This is a genomic window from Epilithonimonas zeae, from assembly GCF_023278365.1.
Lineage (GTDB): Bacteria > Bacteroidota > Bacteroidia > Flavobacteriales > Weeksellaceae > Epilithonimonas > Epilithonimonas zeae_A.
In genome coordinates, this window is the sequence record NZ_CP075338.1 from 1,422,080 (window position 1) to 1,448,158 (window position 26,079).

Genomic DNA, 26,079 nt, shown 5'->3' on the forward strand with positions numbered 1-26,079 from the left:
ATATTAATAAAGATATTTTATGAACGTTAAAAGAATATTTGACTTTTCCACACTGGCTTTGGAGAAATTCCCTAACGAAGATTGTCTTGTCACGAAGAAAAATGGCAAATGGATAAAAACTTCCACTGCAGAGTTCATCAATCAAGGTAATAAAATATCTCGTGGACTTTTAAAATTGGGTATAAAACCGGGCGACAAAATTGGACTCATAACTTCCAATAACAGAACGGAATGGGCGGTTATGGATTTGGGAATTTCACAAATTGGAGTTGTAACGGTTCCTGTTTATCCAACTATTTCTGAGGAAGATTATGTGTATATTTTCAATAATTCTGAGATTAAATATTGCTTTGTTTCCGATGCTGAATTATATAAAAAATTAACCAACGCAAAACCAGAAATCCCGTCATTGGTCGGCGTTTTTACATTTGACGAAATCGATGGTGCTCCAAATTGGAACGAAATTCTTGACCTTGGTGAGAACGAGTCAACCCAAATCGAGGTTGATGACCTTTCCAGAGCTATCAATGCGGAAGATTTGGCGACGATTATTTATACATCTGGAACAACTGGAAAGCCAAAAGGTGTTCAGTTAACCCACAACAATTTGGTTGCGAATGTTACGGCAAGCACGCCAAGAATTCCGAAAGATAAAAGCATTGATTATAAAGAACTGAAAGCGCTTAGTTTTCTACCAATTTGCCACGTTTTCGAAAGAATGATTTTCTATCTTTATTTGAGTAATGGAATTTCTATTTATTTCGCTGAAAGTATCGAGAAGATTGGAGACAATGTGAAAGAAGTTCATCCACAATATATGACGGTTGTTCCAAGATTGGTGGAAAAAGTTTACGATTCTATTTACAATAAAGGAACTGCTACCGGCGGACTGAAATCCAAAATTTTCCTTTGGTCATTAGGCATTGCTGAGAAATATGAAATTGGACAGCCAAAATCCTTTATGCACACAATTGCAGACAAACTGGTCTTCAAAAAATGGAGAGAAGGTTTAGGTGGCAATTTGATTACTTTGGTTTCGGGTTCTGCGGCTTTGTCTAAGCGTTTGAACAATATGTTCCACGCTGCCGGAATTCCGATTTTGGAAGGTTATGGATTGACCGAAACTTCGCCTGTAATTTCTGTGAACGCTTTTGGAAAAGTGAAAGCTGGTTCTGTTGGAATTCCGTTGGAAAATGTAAAAGTTAGAATAGAATCTGACGGTGAAATTGTGGTAAAAGGACCTTCTGTCTTCGAAGCTTATTATAAAGATGAAGAAAAAACCAAGGAAGCTTTTACGGATGACGGTTATTTCAAAACTGGCGATATCGGAATGATTGATGAGGATAATTTCCTTTTCATTACCGATAGAAAGAAAGAGATGTTCAAAACTTCCGGAGGGAAATTTGTTGCACCGCAGGTCATCGAAAATCTTGCGAAAGCTTCGAAATTTATTGAACAAATAATGGTAGTCGGCGACGGCGAAAAAATGCCTTGTGCCTTGATACAACCAGATTTTGCCTTTACCAAAAACTGGGCAGAACTTCATAACGTTAAAATCTCGGATTCCCCGAAAGAAATTGCGGCTAATCCTGCAGTGAAATCCAGAATAGAACAGGAAATTGAAAAAATCAATCAACACCTGGGAAAATGGGAACAAATCAAAAAAATTGAACTGACTCCAAAAGTCTGGACAATAGATGACGGACTTCTTACACCAACGCTAAAACTGAAAAGAAAAGCGATAAAAGCGGAATTCCAAGACCTCTACGACAATATGTACAAATAAATAATGAGCTATCCTATTGGGTAGCTTTTTTCTTTTTGATTTTCTAAATATTATATTTGCTATCAGTGAGAATAATGAGAGATATAAAATGATTATAACCCGAAGAGAATTAATAAAAATTTGCGACAGATTTCTAGCAGATGAAGTAAGTAAAGAAGAAATGATCCACTTTGCAACAACAGTGATGTTTGATGATGAAGATAAATACGAATGTGAAGACGAAATCGTAGAAGAAATATTATCTCAATGGGATAATATGAATACACAATCTAAAATTAATAAAAGAAGTATTCAAACTTTGAGGAATGCTCTTTTTGAAATTGAATAAAAACTAAAAACGCTTCAGAAATCTGAAGCGTTTTTCTTATTTTCTCTCTGCCAACTTACTCCAGTTGTGCAGAATGTAAACTACGATAATTCCTAAAATTCCTGATGAAATAGAAAATATGAACTTTGTATTTTCATCATCAAAAAATCCCGCTCTCCAATCGATGGCATAAAAATTAATCCCCACAAAAAGGACAAAAAGGACTAGGAATACTTTATAAAATGTCTTCATTTTTCAATATTATTAAAAGTGAATGTAATTCTGAAATAGTTGTGCAAAGTTAGCGGTAAATAATTTAATAGAAATAGCTAAAAGGATAATTCCGAAAACTTTTTGCAAAACTTGCAGAGAACCCTCTCCCATTTTTCTTTCTATCCAAGGCGCCATCTTCAAAATTAAGTAAACGAAAAGCGTATTCAGAATGATTCCACAGATGATATTAATATCGTGATATTCTGCTCTTAAAGACAAAGTTGTTGTCAATGTTCCTGCTCCAGCGATTAGTGGAAACGCAATTGGAACAATAGAAGCTGCCTGAGGTTGATTCGTTTTATGAATTTCTATTCCCAAAATCATCTCAATTGCAATAATAAAAATTACAAAAGCTCCTGCAATCGCAAAAGAATTGACATCTACACCAATGAATTTCAAGATATTATTTCCAATGAAAAGAAAAGAGATCATTAATAATCCGGCAACAATAGCTGCTTTCTCAGACTCTATCCTTCCGAATTTTTGTCTTAATGATACGATAATTGGAACCGAACCCAAAATATCAATCACTGCAAATAAAACCATAAAAGCGGTCATTGTTTCTTTGAAAGAAAATTCGCTTAAAAATTCCATAACTTTAATTTTAAAGATTTCGCAAAAATATAAAATATTTTTGAAAATTTCCTAAAGTAATTTATAGACTTCTACAATTTCATTCAAGATTTCGGTTTGTTTTTCTTTGGAAGAGAAAGGAGAATACTTTTCAATATTTACTTTTGTGATTAACTGATTATATTTCTCATAATCACTAAGTCCAAAATTAGACCTCAAATACTCTGAAAACGTCATCGAATAATGACTTTGAGAAAATTTGTCTGCATCGGATTTAAGTTCCTCAAAAGCATCAAAAAACTGAGATGGATTTTCATCACTTAATTTCTTAGTCAAATAGTTAATTGACGAATCTAAATCAAATTTATCTTTGTTTCGTAAAAGCGCTTCTGTCTCTTCAATATTAACAATCGGTGCCGTAAATGTTTTTTTCTTCTCTAACTCCAATTTCTTTTTCTCTTTGCGACGTTTGTTAAAATAAACAAATACGATTGAACCAAATCCAATAATCAAAAGATTTCCAAAGATACCTAACCAATTCAGTTTATTATGTTCCTTCACTTGTAACTTTTTCGTATCCATTACAGGTGAATCTACTTTCTCCAAAACATTATTGGTATATTCATTCACTTTCTGCAAAGTTGTTTTTGCATTGGCGATATCTTGGGCATTAACAGCATTCAAGACCAGAACTTTAGAACCAACTTCTACATACTTTTCTTCCTTCGGGTCAAAATACGAAAAGTTCTCTGTAGAGATTTTCAAATCTCCACGTTTCTTCGGAATAATAACATATTGAGCTTCTACTGCACCTTCAATTCCTTTGGTTGTTGGTGTCGAATTATTAATGATTTTAGGCTCGAAAACTTCATAATCTGGAGAAGGTAAAATTTTCGGAACTATTGATGGAGAAAGATTTCCGCAACCACTTACTTTCACCGCAATATTAAAAGCTTTATTAATCTCAAAATTTTCTTTGCCCTTATCTATCATTTCGATTTTAACATCGTATTTTCCGACTGCATTATGAAAATTCATTGGTGCACCTTCCGGTAACCTTTTTACATTAAGTTTAACTTTATTAGAGACAAGCGTGTTTTTATGATTTGCAAAAGGAATCTCAACTGGCGGCACATCCATAATGCCAGCTACTTTAGGGACAATTACAAACATCCCGACAACCTGAGAAGAGTAATCATTTTCCGTGTCCTCTATCGACTCATCAAAATTAGCAATAGAACGAATCATAAGGTTTCTTGCTGCTTCAAATTTCGCAGGTTCCAAATGTCTGAAATTAGAGATATTCCTTGAAAAAGCTTTTAAGACAGCTACTACAGGTTCGTCCTTGTAAACTTCCCGTTCTTCCAACTGCATCTGCAAATACATACTTTTTGAAGGGTTATTGGTCGCCAAAGGTTTCTTCTCTGCTTCTTTTACAACGATATCAATAGGCTCTGTTTTGTACATTTTGCCATTGATTTTCACAAGAGCTGAACCAATTTTTACGTTTCCTGTTTGTTTTGGACTTAAGGAAAACTGGTAAACCATTTGATTGATTCTTATCTTTTTTACAGGATCAATCAAAGTATTTTGTTCGGAAGAGATAGCATAATCAAATTTCGTAAGATCCGGAAGTTTGACAGGTGTCTCCTGAATCAAGTCTTCTCCAAAAATTTCTAAAACAATCGTAAATGCAATAGGTGAGTTAACACGTGTATCCTGTGTGTTAACCTCAGAATAAAGATTAACCTGAGCAAAGGAACAAGCCGATGCTAAAAGAAATAATATGTATAAATTTTTTCTTATCATTTACCAATCCTTTTCGTTGCTTTGCGGCATCGAATTGGCTCTTTTGTTTAATATTCTTCTGGCAGTTTCTCTTTCACGATTTTCTATGTCTCGTAAAATCATTTTCTCTGCTTCTTCAGGGATTTTATTTTCCTGCTTCTTAGGATCATTAGGTTTTCCTTGACTATCACCTTTCTGCTTATCGCCTTGTCCGTTTTGCTGATTCTTATTCTGATCACCTTTTCCGGACTGATCCTGATTCTTCTGATCTTTTCCTTCGCCTTTTCCTTTCTTCGGATCTTGCTTTTGTTTGTCCTTTTTTTCTTTATCCTTCAACATCGCAATCTCATAATTTTTCCGGATGGCTTCGTTATAAGGATCTTGTTTTAGGGCTTGCTTATAAAGCTCAGCTGCTTTTTCCGGATTGTTGGATTGCATCTGAGCATTCCCTTGGTTATAAATGGCTGCTGCTTTCTCAAATTTGCTCTTAGTCAGCTTTGCTGCTTTCTGATATTCAGCTGTGGCTTCTTCGTATTTTTTACTTTTGAAAAGCGAATTCCCAAGATTGTAATGTGCAGTATAATTCCCACTTTTCACAGAAATTGCTTCTAAGTATTTACTGGAAGACGCATCATATTCTTTCGCATCAAACTTCTTATTACCTTCATAGACCAAAGCATTATAACTCTTCTGAGCAATTAAAAATTGAGAAGAAAGAAACAAGCTTAATACAACTATGGCAAATCTAAAATCCATTGATGCAAAATTATCCGTTTTATTGTTAAAATCAATAAATTAAAAGTTAAAGTTGGGTTAAAAAAACAGCCTTAAAATGCTTTATTTAAGGGCTTTTGTAGATAAAAATCTACAAATAAAATCAAAAAAGCTATCATTCGTTTGAACAATAGCTTTATTATTATATAAAGTTAACTTTAGATAAAATTTTTAAAACACTATAATTTAATCATTTAAAACAATTAATTAAAGTAAATTTTACCAATCTTTCTTCTTAAGAATCCAATAACTTCCACCGATGAAAATTACAGACCAAATAACACACGCAATGACACTTCCAATTGGATATTCAAACTTAAATTCCATTCCGAACATTTTTGCCATATTGGTTCTTACTAATGGTGAAGGAATAAGATTTGACATACTTCCCAAAGGCAAATAATCTGTCAGAAAAACGTGATCTATCATTATTTTCCCTTGTTCTTTTGGTGCAACATTATTCATCAACGAAAACTTTTCTATACCTGATAGAATGCCTTCAACAAACCAAATCATAAAAAATCCAAGGAAAACAAATATTGATTTTCTGAATAATACAGATAAAAACATCAAGAAAGAAAAGAATGTAAAGAGCTTCAAAAAGTAATTGAAAATGAAATAAATCTCTTTAAAAATCAAATCATTTTCTTGTGTTGTCGAATAACTTTTACCTAAAATAAAAGCGATGATGAAAACTATTAAAGTGGAAAATCCTGTAAAAACAAAAATCGTCAATAGCTTAGATGCTACAAATTCTTCCCTACTTAGTCCATCAATAATATTCTGTTTAAACATCCTATTACTGAACTCTTGACAAATAGAAAAAACAATAATACAACCTAAAAATATTTTCAATAATCCGACAATGTAAGTTGTGAAATTCCAAATACCGGGAAAATCATACATCCCTTGTTCTTTCAAATTAACCTTCAATCCAGCCAAGTCAAAGTCTATCAAACCGATGAACAAAAGCAAAATCAAAACGATGAAATATAATCCAGCAAAAATCCTGAATGGATTGTAATTCAGATTCTTGAGATATTCTAATTTTAATAATCTAATCATGAGTTGGTTTGTTTTACAAGTTCTAGGAATTGAGTTTCAAGACTTTCTTTTTTCTTCTGAAGATGAGATAAAGAAATTCCTTTTTCAAATAATTTTCTATTAAGTTCGGATGCCGAAATATCTTCTGAAATCTGAGCAATAATCAACTTTTCTCTTTCTTTCACACTAGAGAAAATATTCAATTGATTTAAAGCTGAGATTAGTAATTCTGTATTTTCTGCTTTCAACTCAAAGAAACCTTTCGTATTACTCATTGCATCAACAGAGCCGGAATAGATGGCAGTTCCTTGTTTCAAAACAATTACGCGTGAACAGATCTTCTCAATCTCGTCCAAAAGATGACTTGCCACAATAATTGTAGTTCCAGATTTTGCAATAGAATTGATGATATCACGAATTTGGATGATTCCTTCCGGATCCAGTCCATTTGTAGGTTCATCAAGAATCAAAACCTGTGGATTAGCCAACAATGCAGATGCAATCGACAAACGTTGTTTCATTCCCAAAGAATAAGTCTTAAAAGCATCTTTTTTTCTCGCCAAAAGATTAACCGTTTCCAGAACCTCATCTATTCTTTTATTTGGAACGCCTTTTATCGCCGCAACGATTTCCAAGTTTTTTTCCGCTGAGAGATAAGGGTAAAAATTCGGTTGCTCTATAATTGCGCCTATTTTTTTCAACGTATCTGTATCTGTTCCTTCTTTTCCAAACCATTTCCAAGAACCGGAAGTTGGGTTGATTGTAGAAAGCAACATCCCGAAAGTGGTAGATTTCCCGCTTCCATTCGGCCCCAAAAGACCATAAACATTTCCTTTTTCTACATCAAAGGAAATATTATTCACAGCAATATGCTTGAATTTTTTGGTTAAGTTTTTTACTTCCAGAATTTTTTCCATCTGATTATTTTTATGAATAGTCTTATTATTACAGCAATTGTTACTTAGTTTTGTATGGTTTTTGTTAAATTTCAGAAAACATTAATAATGACCTACAACATCTCAAAGTTTTCTAAAAAACTAGACATATCCGAAGAAAGTATCAAACAGTTTATCCAAGATTTTAACCTTGAAATTTCAGATTGTCTTTCTCCAAATCTCAATATTACCCAAAATTTTGAAACATTCGCTACAGAAAATCAAGAATTTCTAAAAAAATATGATGATGATTTAGGAAAAGAAAAATCCGCAGAAGAAATTGCTAAAAAGATACATCAGCCCACTGAAAAAGTTGAGCAAATCATACAACATCAATCAACAAATATTTTTGATAACGGGATTTACAAATCATCCATTTCAAGTTTTGGGATAGATAATCAACTCGGTGGAGATTATCAGTTTGTTTATAATTATTTTGGGAATAAAACAGAACTCAAACAAAGAGATTTCATTGGTTATAGGGACTTGTTCTTCTACATTTCTGATATGCTGGAACCTTTCATCAATCCTGAACAATCCAAAAATTGGGGTATACAAAAAGCCGCAGGAATCATTGTTTATGGTCCACCGGGAAGTGGTAAAATTTTCTGGGCAAAAAAGATTGCAGAGATGATTAACTTCGATTTTTTTGAAGTCCGACAATCCCAGTTAAAATCAACTTTAAATAATGAAAAAGCCAATTTTGATGATTATCTAACCCAAATGCTTAAGAAAGAAAAAATTGTTCTATTTCTTGAAAATTTTGATCAAATCATGATGCAGAAATCAGAAATCATTAATACCGAATACAATGATGTTAAAGAAAGTATTTTCCATTACATAGAAAAGTTTGAGAAAGAAAATCTTTTGATGATTGGTTCTGCAAAAGAATTAGAAGGTATAGAATCTGAAATTTTGGCTCCGGGAAGATTTGATGTTTTGATTCCAATTTTCCCGCCCAATAAACAAGAACGTGCGGAAATACTGTTATTCAATATGACCAAAAACCTGAGTAAAGATGCAATTTTATTAAAAATATTAGAAAATAATCAAGCCAATCAACTCCCATTCTGGCAAGAAACTGCTGAAAAAATGAGAGTTTTTTCCAATACCATGCTGGTAGATTTCACCCAAAGTCTGAAGAAAAGAATCAGAAGTTTGTATCTCAAAAACAAAACTGAAAATATACAAATCAGTCAAGGAATTTTAGATTTATCCTTGAAAGAATCTGCTTCCAAATTAACCGGTGATTATTTGAATAATGTTCAACAATTTTTGTCCGAAGCAGAAGATAATTCTTACGATCGTTTTGCGGGAAGAATAGAAGATTTGAAACAGGAACTCGATGTATACAAGACAAAAGAAGAACCTGTAAGAACCATAGGATTTCATCCCAATGAAGAATAAAAAAAGCCTGAGTGATTCAGGCTTTTCATTTTATAAGAAGTTAGGATTTTGTCGATTAGGTTTTGGATTATCAACATTATCAATTTGTTTAGAAACCGCCATCGCCGCAACCAAATCATTCAGCATTGTACTAGCTGCAGTTGGTGTATTTGGTAATAGAACAAGATTTGATCTATTGTTTGCTCCGATTGATTGCAAAGTATCGTAATGTTGTGTTACAACAATCAGCGCTGAGGCTTCGTGTGGTTCAATCTGGACACTATTAAGCATTTTCACAGACTCTTCCAGACCTTTTGCTATTTCACGTCTTTGGTCCGCTATACCTTGCCCTTGTAATTTTTTGGATTCAGCTTCCGCTTTTGCAACGGCTACAATTCTGATTCTTTGAGCTTCAGACTCATATTCTGCCGCTGTCTTTTCACGTTCAGCCGCATTGATTCTGTTCATGGCGTGTTTTACTTGTTCATCAGGATCGATATCTGTTACCAACGCCTTGATAATATCATAACCGTAACTGTTCATCGCTTCCTGTAACTCTCCTTTTACCGCAACTGCTATATCATCTTTTCTTACAAAAACATCATCCAATTTCAGTTTTGGAACTTCTGCTCTTACAACATCAAAAACGAAAGAAGTAATCTGTGATTCCGGATTTTCTAATCTGTAATATGCGTCTCCAACCTGAGTTCTAATCACTTGATACTGAACAGAAACTTTCATCTTAATAAAGACATTATCCAAAGTTTTGGTATCAATCATCACATCCAATTGTTGGATTCTGAGATTCATTCTTTTAGAAATCTGATCGATAAAAGGAATTTTAAGTTGAAGACCAGAATGTCTTACCGAATGAAATTTACCCAAACGTTCAACAATTGCTGCTGTTTCTTGTTTAACTGTAAAGAAAGATGCGAATAATGTTATTAATCCAAAAAAGACAATAAAACCAACGTATATCATAATTTGTAATTTTTCTTAAAGATAACTTTTTCCAATGATAATCGCAAATGAAATAAAGTTACAACCTCATAATATAATATTATTAAAATCACAACATAATTATTATTAACCAAAACTAAATTCATAAAACAACACTTACCAAGCCTTTATTCATAAAGATTTTCTAAATTTGTTAGATTAATAATCTAATATGAAGAAAAAATTACTATTTGCTATTGTCGGACTTGCGATAGCACCATTTTTTAGAGCTCAAAATGTTTCTGTTTTTACTGACGTTCCATTTTACAGTATGTATCATTATCTGGGAGAAGGACAAACCATGCCACCGGAAGCATTTTCGCAAATTCCTGCCGGAGCCATTCGTTTGCACGCTTACGAACAGGATATTATTTCAAGAAAACTATCTGAAACTGAAATTGCATCCATAGGAAGCAGCGTCAAAATGAATATTGTCTTAACCGCTGCTTGTGACAACTATGATAGGCTTGCCGGTGTTAATCTGGTTTTGGTTCCTAAAGGAAGCACCACTTATACTTTTGACCAAGCTAATATTAAGCGTATCGAGATTGGACGGTTTATCACGCCTTTCATGAATAAAAATGCGACAATAAAACAAGTCCCTTATAGCTATCAGGTAGACAATATTTCCAATATTTTGCATGATTCTGCCTTATCATCTGTTTATGATTTTTGGATTGAGTTCCGAGCTGATGGTTACTCAGCTGCAGCTAATACACAAGTCGCCGGCTGTGCTGACAGGACAGATGTTTTCCGTGGTAATTTGGAATTTGTAACAAGTGGGACAGCTGCGCCAACACAGAATTTCCTTTTACCGTTATCTTATCGCCAAAATCTGAATAATTATAACGCTACTGATGTTCCGGGACAAACGACAAGATTGGTTACATTTACGCTTGATCAGCCTGTTCCTAATGCTTCTTTGCATCTGATTACTTCCAATCACGGCTCTAATACCAATGGTGAAGAATATGTAAAAAGAATACACTATGTTTATCTAGATGATCAATTGGTAAATCAATATATGCCTGGCGGTAAAAACTGTGAAGATTATAGACAGTATAATACACAGAGCAATGGAATCTATGGAACCAGCGCAAAAACATTAAGAGGATGGATCTCCTGGAACAACTGGTGTCCTGGCGATGTGATTCCTAATCGTGAAATTAGCTTGGGAAATCTATCTGCCGGTACACATACCATTAAAATTGATGTTCCTACTGCTGTTTTTACAGGACAGCAAGGTTATTTCCCAATCTCAATGTACATCCAAAATCAAAAGAATGGCGATGTAATTTGTGCTGCACCTTATGACTTGAAAATCGCTAACCAACTTAATACAACTGTAGACCTTACTTGGAAAGAGACTGGAACTTCTAACCAATGGCAAACACTCTGGGGAAGAAGAAATGTTTTTACTGCTGCCGGAGGAGAAGTTTACCGTGATATCAGTAACGAACCAAAAGACTCTCGTAGTGACCTCAATCTTAATTGGACTTACGAAACTTATGTAAAATCAAAATGTACAGATGACAAAAGCAGCGTCTGGTATGGCCCTATATATTCTTCTCAAATCAAACTGGGGACTGATGAAATTAATGCAAAAAAATCCTCAGTCTATCCAAATCCTGTGAAAGACTTTATAAATATCAATTCGACAGCAAAAGTGAGCAAAGTTTCTGTTTATAACGCAGATGGTAAAATTTTGTTAGAAGATAATTCTACAAAAATTAATCTTTCCAAATTACAGTCGGGGGTTTATCTAATGAAAATTGATTTTGCTGATGGTAAATCTGAAGCACAAAAAGTCATTAAACAATAAATTAAATATTCAAAATAATCAATTCCTGTTTAGAAATAAGCAGGAATTTTTATTGAAAGAAAATAAGCTTTATAAAAAATCGTTTCGGAGTTATGAGATATTTCTATTATTTAGTTGTCCTATTTTTTATTTCCTGCAAAACTTACACTTCTTCCAAGATTGAGTTTTCAGCCTACTCTAATCAGAATCATATTGAGATAAAGAAAGTTAATAATCTGAGATATCTGGGCGGAATTAAAAATTCTGAAGGAAAGATTCTGAAAGATAGTTTAATCTACCGAAGTGGTAACCTTCATCAACTTAGAAAATCGTCTTTTGATAAATTAGATAAAATGAAAATCGGTATAGTCATTGATTTGAGAACGCAACAGGAAATTGATAAAGAGCCAGACCAACTTCCTAAAGTTATCAATTATAAAATATATTCTGCTTTCGAGGATAAGAATGATGAGATGAGCAATGCGAAACAATTAGCATTAAAAGGAAACATCACCAAGAATGATACGGATAAAAGAATGATACAATTCTACACAGATTATGTTTCTGAAAATCCCGAAATTATTAAGCAAATCATTTCTGAAATATTAAATTCCGATCAACCTATACTCTACCATTGTACCGCCGGAAAAGACAGGACAGGAATGATTACAGCTTTGATTTTAAAAGTTTTAAAGTTTGACGATTCTGTTATTTTTGAAGAATATTTGCAATCTAATAATTTGAGACAACATATGATTCAGAAAAGATTAAATCTTGCCAATACATTTCATTTTGTTTATCCAAAACTAGACATTGGTGTAGTTGAAAAGACGAGTTGGATTGAAAGGGAATATTTGCAATCTGCTTTCGATGAAATTGACAAACAATATGGTTCGATGGATAATTACATTCATCAGATTTTAGGAATTTCTGAAAATCAAAGGCGGATTTACATCAAGAAATTTTTACAATAAAAAAGCAGTCAAAATTGACTGCTTTATTTTTTATCAGTTGATTGGTTATCCGTTTTATTTTTTTTTCTTCCTGAATTAATCAGACTTTGATTGATAATATATTCCAATTGCCCATTCACACTTCGGAATTCGTCAGCAGCCCATTTCTCCAGCAATTTATACATCTCATCGTCTAGTCGTAAAACAAAACTCTTCTTCATCAATACTTGATTTTCGATTAATTATAAAGTGTTCCTGCATTCAGGATTGGTTGTGCTGCTTTTTCGCCACATAAAACTACCATTAGATTACTTACCATTGCTGCTTTTCTTTCGTCATCCAGTTCAACAATATTTTCTGCAGATAGTTTTTTTAATGCCATATCAACCATTCCAACAGCACCTTCAACAATTTTTGCTCTAGCAGCCACAATCGCCGTTGCCTGTTGTCTTTGCAACATTGCTCCAGCAATTTCCGATGCATAAGCCAAATGACTGATTCTAGCTTCCTGAACAATAATTCCCGCTGTTGAAAGTCGGTCTGTCAATTCTTTTTCAAGGATATGATTAACATTATCACCACCATCACGAAGCGTTATTTCTGCATTTTCGTCTTCCAAGTTATCATAAGGAAAACTTACCGCCAAATGTCGAACAGCTGCCTCGCTTTGGATTCTCACATATTCCATATAACGCTCTACATCAAAAGCAGCTTTATAAGTATCGCCCACTTTCCAAACGATAACAGCTCCAATTTCTATTGGATTACCCATTTTGTCATTCACTTTCAGAGTCTGTCCCTGAAGGTTTTCTGAACGAAGACTCATTCTTTGCGTTGAATACAATGGATTAATAAAAAATAAGCCGTTAGCTTTTACTGTTCCAACATATTTACCAAAAAAGCTAAGCACTCTGGAATGGTTTGGCTGAATAATCATCAAGCCTTTGAGAAAAAAGATGAACGCAACAAAAGAAATCACGCCAAAAATCACCGAAAGAGGATTATTATTGCTTCCGCCGCTGATCACAAGATAAGCACTTAACACAAAAAGAACAAGGCTGATGACTAATGCTAAGAAGCCTGACAAAGGTTTTACAATTTTTTCCATATTAATTTAATTTGATATTAATTTGATATCATAAATATACTACTTATTTTGATACAAAAAATAAAAAAAAACCGAACTTATTAAAAGTCCGGTTAAGTAATTTTATTAAAAAGCCTTAAGGTTCTACTTGAGTTCTTTTTTCTTGTTTTTCGTTCAATTTTTTATACTTAAACCAAGCTGCTATCGACAGTGCCAACATATAACCTAAGCTGATGTAAACCCAAAGAGGCAAAGGAATCGGGTCTCCTTTTGCATAAGAGTGTAATCCTGACAAGTAATAATTAACTCCAAAATAAGTCATTACCATTGAGCAAAATGCAAACATCGTCACCACGTGAAAAGTATATCTGCCTCTTAATCCCGGAACCAATCTCATATGGATTACAAATGCATAAATCATAATCGAGATAAAAGCCCAAGTTTCTTTTGGGTCCCAGCTCCAGTAACGTCCCCAAGATTCGTTAGCCCAGATTCCACCTAAGAAGTTTCCGATTGTTAAAGCTAATAATCCGATATTTAAAGACATTTCGCTTACAATAGCTAATTCTTTTAATGTTGTATCATTATGTCTTTTGAACGTGTCTTTGTTGGCGATTATATAGAAAATCAATGAAATCATTGCAATTAACATTGACAAAGAGAAGAATCCATAACTAGAAGTAATAATAGCAACGTGAACTACCAACCAATACGATTTCAAAACCGGAACTAGCGGCGTAATTTGTGGATCCAACGCAGAACCACCGTGAGCAAATCCCATCATAATCACAGCAACCAAAAATCCAGCTGCAGGAATCAAGGTATTTGAGTTCCTATATAAAGCAAATCCCGCTGAAATACCAACCCAAGAGATGAAGATAATCGCTTCATAACCGTTACTCCAAGGCGCGTGACCGGAGATGTACCATCTTCCAACCAAGCCTAAGAAATGGAAGATATAACCAACTGTTCCGATATAAATTAATGTTTTTACAACATTATGAAGAATCTTGCCCGGTTTGAACAATTCTACAAAACCTAAAATCAATAATAAACTTCCAATAATAGTATAGAAAATCAACAATTTGAAGTTGATATCCAAAGTATTCATCAAAACTTCAAGCTTAACTTTGGTTTCAGAAGGCACTACATTTTTCCCCCATTTTTGTTGGTACTCCTCTACTTTTTTGAGTTCTGCATCAGCTTTTGCCCAGCTTCCGCCTTGTGTCGCCATAAGAACACTTGACAAATAGGGGCCTAAAACCGCTTGTGCATTTTCGTCCGGTTCAAAAGTAGGTGTCATCACAGAGTTCCAAGTGTGATTTGGGTCGTTTTTGACAGGAACAGTTCGGAAATATTGGTAAGACATAATTCCGTTCAGTACTTGAACTTTGTCATTTAATTTGATAACTGCTTCGTCATATCTTGTTCTTTCAGACGCTTTTTTACGGAAGGCATCATTATAATCATCTTCCAAAACAAAACGAAGATTTCCATTTCTATCTGCAGGGAATAATTTAATCAAACTTGTAAAACCTTCGTCTGTCGCTTTTGTTTTAGCTCTAAGGTCTTTTCCAACTTTACCAGCAGTTTCGATTTTGATGATGTTCACTTGCGCCCAGAACATCGGGTCAATTGTTGCCGCCAAAAACCATTGGTTGGCATCCAAATCCTGAAATTTGGAACGTGACGTTAATTTATGCAAAATATCGAGAGCCTGTGTATTAGCCGGAACAATACGACCTTCGTAATTCTGAACCAATAAAGAAGCGAATTTGTCCGCATGTTCTTTACTGATGGTAATATTCTTCACCATTTCATCAGCATCTATCACCGCAGGATTCTTGTTCGGCGAAGTAGGAGCCGCAGCTTCGGAATGAGCGTGACCTTCGTGACTGCCGTCTTTCCCGTGCATATCAATTTCCTGAGCATTAAGTCCAAAACTTAATAAAAGTAAAACAACAGTCGCTGCTTTTTTCTTACTAATGGTTTTCAACATTTGGTTCAAGCTCCAGAAACGAGAACCTTTCCAGAACATTGTCACAAACATCCCTAAAAATAAAAATGCATAACCGATATAGCTAATCAAAGTTCCCCAGAAATCGTGGTTCACAGAAAGAACTGTTCCTTTTCTATCCGGGTCAAAACTCGCCTGGAAAAATCTGTAACCTTTATAATTAAGAACGTGATTCATATAAATATTGTAAGGCGTTTCTTTTCCTTCGTCCACTATTCTCACGTGAGATTCATAGGCTGACGGCGAAGAACTTCCTGGATACGTTTCCATTACAAATTTTTCTAATTTAAGTGCAAAAGGCTGCGTAAAATAAATTTTTGGTCCGAATCCTAACATCACATCTAATCCATCAATATGAATCTGTTTGTAATTGTTCGGATTTCCTTTTTCAACTACAAGGTCAACAACTTGTTTTGTTTTTGGTCCGGCAACTTCTACTTTCAGCATATCCGGAACATCCTTATCTTTTTGTTTATCGCCTTCATAAGCCACTAATTTCCCAGTTTTAGTTCCTTCTGGAATCACTAATTTCAATTGGTCAATCGTATAAAGACTTCTCAAAACCAAAGGCTGGAACTCATCTTTCTTAGTTGTTCCAGTCGCTTGAGTTGCCATTGTCATATAAGCAGCATCAGTCGGAGTTTTGATGTAGATTTGTCCATCTTTTTTCTGGAATTCAACAGCACCTTCAATCGCCGTTCTATTGTAACTTACCAAAGTTCCATTGATATTCTGAACTTCGCCTTCAGCTAAATAAATATTCTGACGTCCGCCCATATCACTGGTAGAAACCAAATGCAAGAATTCTTTCCCATTTCCAGCAACTAAACTATCTTTCTTTCTTTGGATATAATCCAGAGTTTTAATAACAATTTTTTCCTTTCCTAAGAAATCATAGGTTGCCTGAAAATCGTGATGAAGCGGCGACATCAGATATGGAACATCGTGGTAATTCTGCTGTTCTCCTTTTTCCTCAATTTTAATTTTGAAGAAATGTTTATCCGTTACAATCTCATTGTTAGTTTCTCCTTCACGGATATGCATCGTTCCTTCGAAACTAATATAACGCGTAATTGCGCCTCCAATAAAAATAAGGACAAATGCCAAGTGGAAAACCAATATCGGCCACTTTTCTTTTTTATAAAGTCTGTATCGTCCGATGTTTCCAATGAAGTTTAGGATTAACAAAAACATCACAGCCTCAAACCATTTGGCTTCGTAAATCAATGCTTTTGCTGTTGGTGTGCCGTAATCGTTTTCGATAAAAGTGGCAACCGCCATAGAAATTGCGAAAACCAGCAATAGAACCGCCATCGTTCGCGTAGAAATAAGAATATCCTGAATCTTTTTCATTCCAAAAATTATAATTCACAAAAATAAGGATGATAAACCACAACGACATCAAAAAAAACTGTTATTTGTCATTTTAAAAGCTTGAAACGTTATTTTGAAACGTTCTTAATAAGGCTTTTCAAACTGATAATTAGAATGCTAAAAACTCATATAATTTTAAGAAAAAATAAAAATAACTCTCAACAATTTATGTGAGAAATAAAAAACATTAAATTTGCATCTATTGACTATTTTTGAAAATGAACAAAGAACAAAATACGCCCTCCAACTCAAGTAAAATCATTTCGAAGCCGAGAATCATTTCGGGTGTCACACTGATAATTTTATCTTTAGTTTTGACACTTTCCTTCGTTTCTTATCTGATGAATTGGAAGTCTGACCAGAGCCAAGCCGGAACAATGTCAGACAAAACTGTAGAATCTTCCAATCTTTTTGGGAAAATCGGAGATTGGTTGGGGAATCTTTTTATTTTTGAAAGTATTGGTGTAGCAGCTTTTGTTGTCGCATTTTTGTGTTTTGTTTTTGGAACGTTGGTTTTCAAGAAGAATTATTTCAAACCTTGGAAAACTATTTCACACAGTTTATTTTTCATTTGCTGGACTCCGATTTTCTTTGGTGCAGTAACCAATGGCGAAGGCGTTCTCGGTGGTGTTTATGGTTATCAGATTATGGATTATCTTAAATCCTATATCGGTTCTGTTGGACTTTGGATGGTTCTTTTGGTAAGTTTTGCCCTTTATTTTGTTTTAGAATTTAACCTGAGACCAAGCTCAATCAAAAATAAACTGAATGACATTAATGATAATACTTTCGGGAAACTGAAAAGTCTGATGCCGGATTCTGACGATGAATTTGAAGCGGATGAAGAGCTGGAAAAAGAAATTGTTCCTGAAAATATTTCTGCTAAATCAAATCCAGTTAAAACTAACAATGATTTTAGCAATATCAAAGTCACTCAGGACTTTGAACCAATCAAAACGCCGAATCAAACATCTTTCAGAGAAGAAATCAAAGAACCGATTAAAGAATCTGCTCCTGAACCAATTATATTATCTTCTACTCCAGCTCAGCCACATAAGCCAGTTATTGAAACTCCGGTTGTAAAAGCTGAAGATGATTTTGCTTTCAATGTAGAAATTAAAAAAGACGAAGATTTTCCTGTAACTGCTGAACAACAAAAATCAGATGATTTGGTTAGCAAACACGGTTTGTATGACCACAAATTGGATTTGGCAAAATTTCAAATGCCTTCTGTTGAATTACTGAAAGATTACGGAAACGAGGAAATCACCATTAATAAAGATGAACTCGAAGAAAATAAAAACAGAATTGTTGGCTTATTGAAAACCTTTAACGTTGGAATTTCTGAAATCAAAGCGACAATTGGTCCAACGGTTACACTTTACGAAATTGTACCGGAAGCAGGAATCCGTGTTGCAGCAATTAAAAAATTACAGGATGATATTGCTTTGAATCTTTCCGCACTTGGAATCAGGATCATCGCACCAATGCCGGGAAAAGGAACAATCGGAATCGAGGTTCCAAGAAAAAATCCAACAATGGTTTCGATGCGTTCGGTTGTAGCTTCGCCGAAATTTCAATCAGCAGATATGGATTTGCCAATCGTTTTTGGGCGAACAATTTCCAACGAAGTGTTCGTAGCTGACCTTGCGAAAATGCCTCACCTTTTGATGGCTGGAGCAACAGGACAAGGAAAATCTGTTGGTATCAATGCAATTCTGACTTCATTGATTTATAAAAAGCACCCAAGCGAATTGAAGTTTGTGATGGTTGACCCGAAAAAGGTGGAATTATCACTTTATTCAAAAATTGAAAGACATTATTTAGCAAAATTGCCTGATACAGAAGATGCGATTATTACAGATAACGCAAAAGTAATCAACACATTGAACTCGCTTTGTATCGAGATGGATGACCGTTATGAATTGCTGAAAAATGCGTTCTGTAAAAACATCAAAGAGTACAATGCGAAATTTGCTCAAAGAAAACTGAATCCTGAAAATGGTCACAGATACCTGCCTTATATCGTTCTGGTTGTGGACGAATTTGCAGATTTGATTATGACTGCCGGAAAAGAAGTAGAACATCCGATCGCGAGACTGGCGCAATTAGCGAGAGCGATTGGAATTCATTTAATTGTTGCAACACAAAGACCTTCTGTAAACGTAATCACAGGTATGATCAAAGCGAATTTTCCAGCAAGGGTTGCTTTCCGTGTAATTTCCGGAGTGGATTCCAAAACGATTTTGGATTCGCCTGGTGCAGAGCAGTTGGTTGGTAAGGGAGATATGCTTTATTTCAATGGCAATGATTTGACGCGTTTACAGTGTGCTTTTGTGGATACGCCGGAAGTTGAGAGAATTGCAGAATTCGTTGGCGAGCAAAAAGGTTATTCTGATGCTTACCTTCTGCCAGAATATTCCGGAGAAGATTCTACTTCAACAGTCGGCGCTTTTGACCCCAACGAGAAAGATGCTTTGTTTGAAGAAGGTGCAAGAATCGTGGTTTCTACACAGCAAGGTTCGACTTCTATGTTGCAAAGACAATTGAAATTAGGCTACAACAGAGCCGGAAGAATTATGGACCAATTGGAGGCGGCTGGCGTGGTTGGTGGGTTCAATGGTGCAAAAGCGAGAGAGGTTTTGATTTCTGACCTTAACTCTCTCGAGAGACTATTGGATGAGCTAAAAGGAAGATAATTTAAATAAATTTGATATTAAAAGCGCCAAGATTACTTGGTGCTTTTTTATTTGTTTTGATTATTTTTGAATATAATTTCACCAGGAATTTGAAATCGAATGTCAGAAAATGAAGAAAAATACCGAAATTTCAGAATAGCTGTTCCCACGGACTATGAAGATATTTTCACTCATTTTTACTTCGCAGAAAATAAATTAGGAGAAACCATTACCTGAACATTGCTCCCATCCTTTCAGACAATTTTGATATTTGATTTTGGTGCAAAGTCAATACTTCATTCAAAAAATAACAACGCTATTGAGATTGACAGATGTATCGTTTTGGGGCCGATAAAACAATCTTTCGACTATTCTTTACCTCCCAATTCAGAAATTTTGGTCGCCAATTTCAAAGATGATGCTTTTTTTCGTTTCTTCGGCAGTACATCTATGGCTGAACATTTTCCTATTAACCCGGATGATTTGTTAGAAAAAAATTGCTTTACCTTTTTGTGGATGGAACTCAATAAAATAGAAAGTACTGAAAACCGTATCAATTATCTTCTTGATTTTTGCAAACCTTATTTGAAACAGAGAAATAGCATTGTAGAGAAACTGATAAACTTTACAGATGAAAACTTAAATCCAATCAAATCAATCGCAAGCCAGCAAAATCAAACCGAAAGAAACATACAACTCAATCAAAAAAAGCATCTGGGATATACTTCCAGAGAAATCAATCGATATTCACGTTTTGTAAAATCCATCAGACTTATTCAAGATTCAATTTCGATATCAAAAAAAATTGATTGGTTTGAAATAGTTGATGAATGTGGCTATTACGACCAAAGCCAATTGATTCACGACTTTAAATACTACATCAGTCTAAGTCCTAAAAATTACCTCAAATTCCAACAGGATATCTGCAATCCAAAAGAGGAATAAGAATTTATATCTCTAAATCAAAAAGATCAATTTCGTTTTCTTACAATTTTAGCAACTTGCACCGCTCTACTTTTGTCCTATCAAAATAAAAAATAGGACAATGAAACATTTAATCATTTATGCTCATCCCAATCCAAACAGCATCAACAGCCAATTCAAACAGACTCTTGCTGAGTTTTTATGGGATAACGGACACGAAGTTATTATCCGCGATTTGAATCAACTTAATTTTAATCCCATTCTGTCGCTGGAAGATATGGAAGGACAGCGGATGGGAAAAGTTGCGGAAGATGTAACAGAGGAACAAAATTACATTTCTTGGGCAGAGCATATTACGTTCATCTATCCAATTTGGTGGACAGGGATGCCTGCTGTTATGAAAGGATTTATAGACCGGGTTTTCAGTTATGGTTTTGCATACCGTTATGATCAGGGCGTGCAAAAAGGGCTTCTTACAGGTAAACAGACAACTATTATCAACACTCACGGAAAATCCAGAGCCGAGTATGAAAGCATCGGAATGGACAAAGCTCTTTCCTTAACATCTGACAAAGGTGTTTTCACCTATTGCGGACTTGAAATCAATCAGCATTTCTTCTTTGATAAGGCTGACAAAGCAAACTTTGAAATCATTGAAGACTGGAAACAACAAATCATAAAATCATTTAAATCAAATTCTACCACAATTAAAAATTAAAAAAAATGGAAAAATCAACAAACAAACCATTCGACAAATCTGTTTATAATCCGATTCTTTTCGGAAGTTATAAAATAGTGAAGAAAATTCTGAAGTATGCTTTTTTCATAGCCATTTCATATATTGTTTATGAAGAATTTATGGATTGGGATTAAATTTAAAAACGGCGTGAAAAACTGAGTTTTTCACGCCATCTTTTCATTTTCTTTTCATAATTTCGTTTAAACTTTTATAATAAATGTCCACCCACGAACTCCTCAACAAGGCCATAAAAATCGCTACCAAAGCCCATAAAAAGCAAACCGACAAATACGACGCACCATATCTGGGACACGTTTTCCGAGTAATGAATGCCGGCAAAACCATCGATGAAAAGATCGTCGGGATTCTTCACGATGTTGTAGAAGACAATCCAGATTATCCAATAGAATATCTGCGAGAAAAAGGCTTTCCTGAACACATTCTTGAAGCCATCGAATGTCTTACAAAAAGAGAAGAAGAGCATCTGGATTATGATGCCTTTATTGCAAGAATTGAAAAAAGTCCGCTTGCAATTGCTGTAAAATTGAATGACTTAAGAGATAATATGGACTTAACAAGATGCACAGAACTGCTGCAGGAAAAAGATTTGAAACGCTTCAACAAATATCTAAAAGCTTATCTCTATCTGTCTGAGAAATATTAGTCTAAAAACTTTCTCTCGCAGATCTAGCTAATTCAGCAGATTTTAAATTTGCTTTATCTGCTAAATCTGCGAGAGTTTTCTAATCCACCATAGGAATCACAATATCCTTCTCGTCATCCGTTCCATCGATGGTGAAGTTGAGCGCAAAATAAAGAAAGTGAAAATTATCATTGCCTTTGGTGGAAAATTCTCTCTGGAACATATAACCCGTGGTTGCAGACAATGTATGATTGAACTGATAACCAAAACCCGCAAAAGTCCGGTTTCGTTTAAAATTCGGGTCTTTCGGACCAAAGAATAATTCTTCAAAAGCATTCATAAAGAAAGTTTCTTCCTGAACTTTTGGTTTGTTGATTGGTAAAGTTGCGCTCAGTCTGTAACGGAATCGGTTCGCTTCTGTATGTTCTCCAGTTTGACTCGCATAGAAAAACCGGTGTTCTGCCCTACCTCTGTGATCTAGCTTAAGCCTTCCAAATCTTTGCGTGAAAGTATATTGCAGCCATAGTCTGAATTCCTCCTGAGAAATCTTCATTTTCTCATAAGTTCCATATCTTCCAAGCCCAACAAATGCCTGATTATTTTTATTCAGATTATAACCAATCCCGCCCTTGGTCTCATAGTAATCAATGACTGTATAATCACGTCTGGCTCTGGTTTGGAGTTCCACATAAGCCATCCATTTCGGATCCATCTTATACGTAAAAGACATCATATTAAAACCAGAAAGGTGATCCTGCCCCAACGCAAAAACACATAAAAACAGAAATACAAAACCAAGCTTTTTCACGATGCAAAGATAATCAAATACAACATTCATAATAATAATTTTTTGGGCGTAACCCTTTGTTTTTGCTTATGAGCATTAATCACTAAAATCAACATTTCCAGTTCAGCAAAAACAAGCGGGTCGGGCTGTCCAATACTATCTTTTTGTCCAGAACATATCACATCCAATAGCATTATTCCATAAGACAAAAAGGATATCCGTTACCATCCCTTACGCAACATTTACACAATCTAAAGTAACTTTCAACACAGAATCTTACGCAGCCCGACTTGAGCGGAAATCCTTTTTACGCAACGTAGTGGAGTGAAAAGATTGGGAGCGGAAGGCGGAAATAGCTGCCCAAATTAAATCACAAAAAAACCTTTCAACAGAATTGAAAGGTTTTATAAATATTTCGAATATATTATTCTATCCTAATAAAAGCGTCAACGGACTTTCCAGGTAAGTTCTCAACGTTTGCAAGAACTGAGCTCCTGTTGCCCCATCGATTACTCTGTGGTCACAAGCCAAAGACAACTTCATTGTATTTCCAACAACGATTTGTCCGTTTTTCACAATTGGTTTTTCAATAATCGCTCCTACAGATAAGATCGCAGAATTCGGTTGATTAATGATTGAAGTGAAAGTCTCGATTCCGAACATTCCAAGATTAGAAACAGAGAAAGTAGAACCTTCCATTTCGTTAGCTTTAAGCGCTTTGGTTTTAGCTCTTCCAGCCATATCCTTCACTGCTGCAGAAATCTCGTTATAGTTCATATAATCTGTATTTTTCAATACAGGAACCACTAATCCGTCTGGAACCGCCACTGCTACACCAACGTTGATATTTCCGTGGTGAACTATTTTATCGCCAGCCCAAGAAGAATTAACTTGTGGATGTTTTCTCAATGCTACTGCAACCGCTTTGATAACCATATCGTTGAAAGATACTTTCGTATCCGGAACGCTGTTCATCTCTTTTCTAGCTTCGATGGCTTTATCCATATTGATTTCAACCGTCAAATAGTAATGTGGCGCAGTGAATTTACTTTCTGCCAATCTCTTTGCGATGATGTTTCTCATCTGAGAGTTTGGCGTTTCAGAATCTTCACCCGGCGTGAATGCTACACTTGGCTGTGCAGATACTGCTTTTGGAGCAGATGCCGCAGCGGCTGGTTGTGCAGAAGGCTGATAGTTTTCAACATCTTTCTTCACGATTCTACCGTTTTCACCAGAACCTTTGATTCCGGAAAAATCAATTCCTTTATCCTGAGCAATTTTCTTAGCTAATGGAGAAATAGCCACTCTATCGCCAGTAGAAGAAGCTGCAACTGGTGCAGACTCTTGTTTCTCTTCTGCTTTGGTTTCAGCCTTAGTTTCAGTTTTTGGAGCAGCAGCTTTTTTGCCACCTCCGGAAACGACACCAGAAACATCTGTTCCTGCTGGACCAATGATTGCTAAAATTTTATCCACTTCTGCTGCATCGCCTTCGCTAACACCTTGGTATAATAATGTTCCGTTGAATTCTGATTCGAAATCCTGAACCGCTTTATCGGTTTCGATTTCTGCAAGGATATCACCTTCTTTCACAGCATCGCCAACGTTCTTTTGCCATTTAGCCACTTTACCTTCCGTCATTGTATCAGAAAGACGAGGCATTGTGATCACTTCTACACCGTCAGGAATATCAGCTGAACCAGCACCTTCATCAGCAGTTTCTACAGATGTAGATTCGCCTTGAGTTTTAGTTTCTTCTTCAGATTTCTTTTCTTCAGTTTTTGCTGCACCACCACCGATAAGACTAGAAATATCTTCTCCTTCTTTACCGATAATTGCCAAAACCGAATCTACAGGAGCTTGTGCACCTTCTTCTACACCGACATATAAAAGCGTTCCGTTAATTTCGGATTCGAAATCCTGAACTGCTTTATCAGTTTCGATTTCTGCAAGGATATCGCCTTCTTTTACAGCGTCGCCTACTTTTTTGTGCCATTTTGAAACTTTGCCTTCCGTCATCGTATCAGACAAACGGGGCATCGTAATTACTTCTGCCATAATTTTTATGTGTTAATTTGATAATGAGATGATGCGGTGAGAATTAGTTAAAACAAATCAACCTATCTTCACATCATCAAATCGTTATTAATTATTTTCTAACTTGTTGATGAATGGATAATCCGGAGTAGAATATACATAATCGTAAAGAAGATTTGCATCCGGATATGGAGAATTTTCCATAAACTCTACACACTCTTCCACAAACTCTCTAGATTTCTCATCCATAGCTTCCAACTCTTGTTCAGTAGCCCATTTGTTTTCCAAGATTCTGCTTTTCACAATCTCGATTGGATCTTCTAACTTGTATTGTGCTACTTCGTCCTTGCTTCTGTAAGGCTCAGCATCTGACATAGAGTGACCTCTGTAACGGTAAGTTCTAGCCTCGATGAAAGTTGGTCCGTCTCCTCTTCTTGCTCTTTCGATAGCCTCGTAAGCCGCTTCTGCTACTTTCTCCGGATCCATCGCATCTACAGGAAGACAAGGCATCTCGTATCCTAATCCTAATTTATAGATATCTTCGTGATTAGCCGTTCTCTTAACAGAAGTTCCCATCGCATAACCGTTGTTCTCACAAACGAAAACTACAGGAAGTTTCCAGTTCATTGCCATATTGAAAGTCTCGTGAAGCGAACCTTGACGTACTGCACCATCTCCCATAAAACAAATGTTCACTGCTTTTCTGTCAAAATATTTGTCTGCGAAAGCAATACCAGCTCCCAAAGGAATCTGACCACCTACAATACCGTGACCTCCATAGAAACGGTGCTCTTTGCTGAAAATGTGCATAGAACCTCCCATACCCTGAGATGTTCCAGTTGCTTTTCCACAAAGTTCTGCCATAATTCTTTTCGGGTCAACGCCCATTGCCATTGGATGGATGTGGCATCTGTATGCCGTAATCATACTGTCCTTCGACATGTCCATTGCGTGGGTAAAACCTGCAGGAATTGCCTCCTGACCGTTATATAAATGTAAAAAACCTCTGATTTTTTGTTTTAAATAAAGAGAACGGCATTTGTCTTCAAACCTTCTCCACATCGTCATTTCTTCATACCATTTAAGGTAGACTTCTTTAGAAAATTCTTTCATTGTAATTTCGAAATATGTAGCAAAAATAAGAAAAAAAATCTTTCTCTATTGTATGCATATTATC

General features: G+C 35.3%; 23 protein-coding genes. 10 read left to right on the forward strand and 13 right to left on the reverse strand.

Annotation, left to right across the window (positions count from 1 at the left end; genetic code table 11):
* Window positions 1-19: 19 nt before the first annotated feature.
* Both KI430_RS06230 and KI430_RS06235 read left to right on the forward strand, forming a co-directional pair.
* Window positions 20-1,786, forward strand: a complete 1,767-nt coding sequence (locus KI430_RS06230) for an AMP-dependent synthetase/ligase (RefSeq protein ID WP_248877392.1) — start codon at window positions 20-22, stop codon at window positions 1,784-1,786.
* Window positions 1,787-1,874: 88 nt separating this feature from the next.
* Entirely contained in the window at window positions 1,875-2,114 is a 240-nt protein-coding gene (locus KI430_RS06235; protein WP_248877393.1) for a hypothetical protein, read from the forward strand.
* A 36-nt stretch (window positions 2,115-2,150) separates the two neighbouring features.
* On the opposite strand, the gene KI430_RS06240 is transcribed toward KI430_RS06235, so the two are convergent.
* From KI430_RS06240 to KI430_RS06265, 6 genes are all read right to left on the reverse strand, one after another.
* On the reverse strand, window positions 2,151-2,345 hold the full coding sequence (locus KI430_RS06240) for a hypothetical protein (RefSeq protein WP_248877394.1): 195 nt from the start codon (window positions 2,343-2,345) through the stop codon (window positions 2,151-2,153).
* Window positions 2,346-2,357: 12 nt separating this feature from the next.
* Window positions 2,358-2,960, reverse strand: coding sequence for a MarC family protein (locus tag KI430_RS06245; RefSeq protein WP_248877395.1), 603 nt, complete (start codon window positions 2,958-2,960; stop codon window positions 2,358-2,360).
* Window positions 2,961-3,011: 51 nt separating this feature from the next.
* Window positions 3,012-4,748, reverse strand: coding sequence for a BatD family protein (locus KI430_RS06250; protein ID WP_248877396.1), 1,737 nt, complete (start codon window positions 4,746-4,748; stop codon window positions 3,012-3,014).
* Window positions 4,749-5,483 carry a tetratricopeptide repeat protein gene (locus KI430_RS06255; protein WP_248877397.1) on the reverse strand — a complete coding sequence of 245 codons (735 nt, stop codon included), beginning with the start codon at window positions 5,481-5,483 and terminating at the stop codon, window positions 4,749-4,751.
* A gap of 237 nt (window positions 5,484-5,720) precedes the next feature.
* Window positions 5,721-6,566: an ABC transporter permease gene (locus tag KI430_RS06260; RefSeq protein WP_248877398.1), complete on the reverse strand. Its 846-nt coding sequence runs from the start codon at window positions 6,564-6,566 to the stop codon at window positions 5,721-5,723.
* The gene (locus tag KI430_RS06265; RefSeq protein ID WP_248877399.1) at window positions 6,563-7,462 is read right to left on the reverse strand and encodes an ABC transporter ATP-binding protein; all 900 of its coding nucleotides are present in this window, start codon (window positions 7,460-7,462) and stop codon (window positions 6,563-6,565) included. The genes KI430_RS06260 and KI430_RS06265 overlap by 4 nt, the downstream gene beginning before the upstream one ends.
* 87 nt (window positions 7,463-7,549) lie before the next feature.
* Between KI430_RS06265 and KI430_RS06270 the strand changes: the two genes are divergently transcribed.
* Window positions 7,550-8,887: an AAA family ATPase gene (locus KI430_RS06270; protein WP_248877400.1), complete on the forward strand. Its 1,338-nt coding sequence runs from the start codon at window positions 7,550-7,552 to the stop codon at window positions 8,885-8,887.
* Window positions 8,888-8,917: 30 nt separating this feature from the next.
* Here the strand turns inward: KI430_RS06270 and KI430_RS06275 are convergent, their stop codons facing one another.
* Complete coding sequence (locus KI430_RS06275; RefSeq protein ID WP_248877401.1) at window positions 8,918-9,847, reverse strand: SPFH domain-containing protein; 930 nt, start codon at window positions 9,845-9,847, stop codon at window positions 8,918-8,920.
* 190 nt (window positions 9,848-10,037) lie between these two features.
* Between KI430_RS06275 and KI430_RS06280 the strand changes: the two genes are divergently transcribed.
* The gene (locus KI430_RS06280) at window positions 10,038-11,687 is read left to right on the forward strand and encodes a peptide-N-glycosidase F-related protein (RefSeq protein WP_248877402.1); all 1,650 of its coding nucleotides are present in this window, start codon (window positions 10,038-10,040) and stop codon (window positions 11,685-11,687) included.
* A 92-nt stretch (window positions 11,688-11,779) separates the two neighbouring features.
* Window positions 11,780-12,640 carry a tyrosine-protein phosphatase gene (locus KI430_RS06285; RefSeq protein ID WP_248877403.1) on the forward strand — a complete coding sequence of 287 codons (861 nt, stop codon included), beginning with the start codon at window positions 11,780-11,782 and terminating at the stop codon, window positions 12,638-12,640.
* 23 nt (window positions 12,641-12,663) lie between these two features.
* Here the strand turns inward: KI430_RS06285 and KI430_RS06290 are convergent, their stop codons facing one another.
* The 3 genes from KI430_RS06290 to ccsA form a co-directional block, all read right to left on the reverse strand.
* Window positions 12,664-12,840 carry an Arc family DNA-binding protein gene (locus tag KI430_RS06290; protein ID WP_074233794.1) on the reverse strand — a complete coding sequence of 59 codons (177 nt, stop codon included), beginning with the start codon at window positions 12,838-12,840 and terminating at the stop codon, window positions 12,664-12,666.
* Between the two features lie 17 nt (window positions 12,841-12,857).
* Window positions 12,858-13,727, reverse strand: coding sequence for an SPFH domain-containing protein (locus KI430_RS06295; protein ID WP_248877404.1), 870 nt, complete (start codon window positions 13,725-13,727; stop codon window positions 12,858-12,860).
* Between the two features lie 115 nt (window positions 13,728-13,842).
* The gene (gene ccsA, locus KI430_RS06300; RefSeq protein ID WP_248877405.1) at window positions 13,843-17,076 is read right to left on the reverse strand and encodes a cytochrome c biogenesis protein CcsA; all 3,234 of its coding nucleotides are present in this window, start codon (window positions 17,074-17,076) and stop codon (window positions 13,843-13,845) included.
* Window positions 17,077-17,315: 239 nt separating this feature from the next.
* On the opposite strand from ccsA, the gene KI430_RS06305 reads away from it, so the two are divergent.
* The 5 genes from KI430_RS06305 to KI430_RS06325 all read left to right on the forward strand — a co-directional run bounded on the left by KI430_RS06305 (window position 17,316) and on the right by KI430_RS06325 (window position 22,102).
* Entirely contained in the window at window positions 17,316-19,796 is a 2,481-nt protein-coding gene (locus KI430_RS06305; protein WP_248877406.1) for an FtsK/SpoIIIE family DNA translocase, read from the forward strand.
* A 243-nt stretch (window positions 19,797-20,039) separates the two neighbouring features.
* A complete protein-coding gene (locus KI430_RS06310; protein WP_248877407.1) occupies window positions 20,040-20,720 on the forward strand; it encodes an AraC family transcriptional regulator in 681 nt (226 codons plus the stop codon).
* Between the two features lie 100 nt (window positions 20,721-20,820).
* Window positions 20,821-21,417 (forward strand): NAD(P)H-dependent oxidoreductase, encoded by a 597-nt coding sequence (locus KI430_RS06315; protein ID WP_248877408.1) that lies wholly within the window; start codon window positions 20,821-20,823, stop codon window positions 21,415-21,417.
* Between the two features lie 5 nt (window positions 21,418-21,422).
* Complete coding sequence (locus tag KI430_RS06320; protein ID WP_248877409.1) at window positions 21,423-21,572, forward strand: hypothetical protein; 150 nt, start codon at window positions 21,423-21,425, stop codon at window positions 21,570-21,572.
* Between the two features lie 83 nt (window positions 21,573-21,655).
* Window positions 21,656-22,102 (forward strand): phosphohydrolase, encoded by a 447-nt coding sequence (locus KI430_RS06325; RefSeq protein WP_120214548.1) that lies wholly within the window; start codon window positions 21,656-21,658, stop codon window positions 22,100-22,102.
* A 79-nt stretch (window positions 22,103-22,181) separates the two neighbouring features.
* Here the strand turns inward: KI430_RS06325 and KI430_RS06330 are convergent, their stop codons facing one another.
* From KI430_RS06330 to pdhA, 3 genes are all read right to left on the reverse strand, one after another.
* Window positions 22,182-22,919: a DUF2490 domain-containing protein gene (locus tag KI430_RS06330; RefSeq protein ID WP_248877410.1), complete on the reverse strand. Its 738-nt coding sequence runs from the start codon at window positions 22,917-22,919 to the stop codon at window positions 22,182-22,184.
* Between the two features lie 378 nt (window positions 22,920-23,297).
* Window positions 23,298-24,923: a pyruvate dehydrogenase complex dihydrolipoamide acetyltransferase gene (locus KI430_RS06335; RefSeq protein ID WP_248877411.1), complete on the reverse strand. Its 1,626-nt coding sequence runs from the start codon at window positions 24,921-24,923 to the stop codon at window positions 23,298-23,300.
* Between the two features lie 87 nt (window positions 24,924-25,010).
* Entirely contained in the window at window positions 25,011-26,015 is a 1,005-nt protein-coding gene (pdhA, locus tag KI430_RS06340; RefSeq protein WP_248877412.1) for a pyruvate dehydrogenase (acetyl-transferring) E1 component subunit alpha, read from the reverse strand.
* Between the last annotated feature and the right edge of the window lie 64 nt (window positions 26,016-26,079).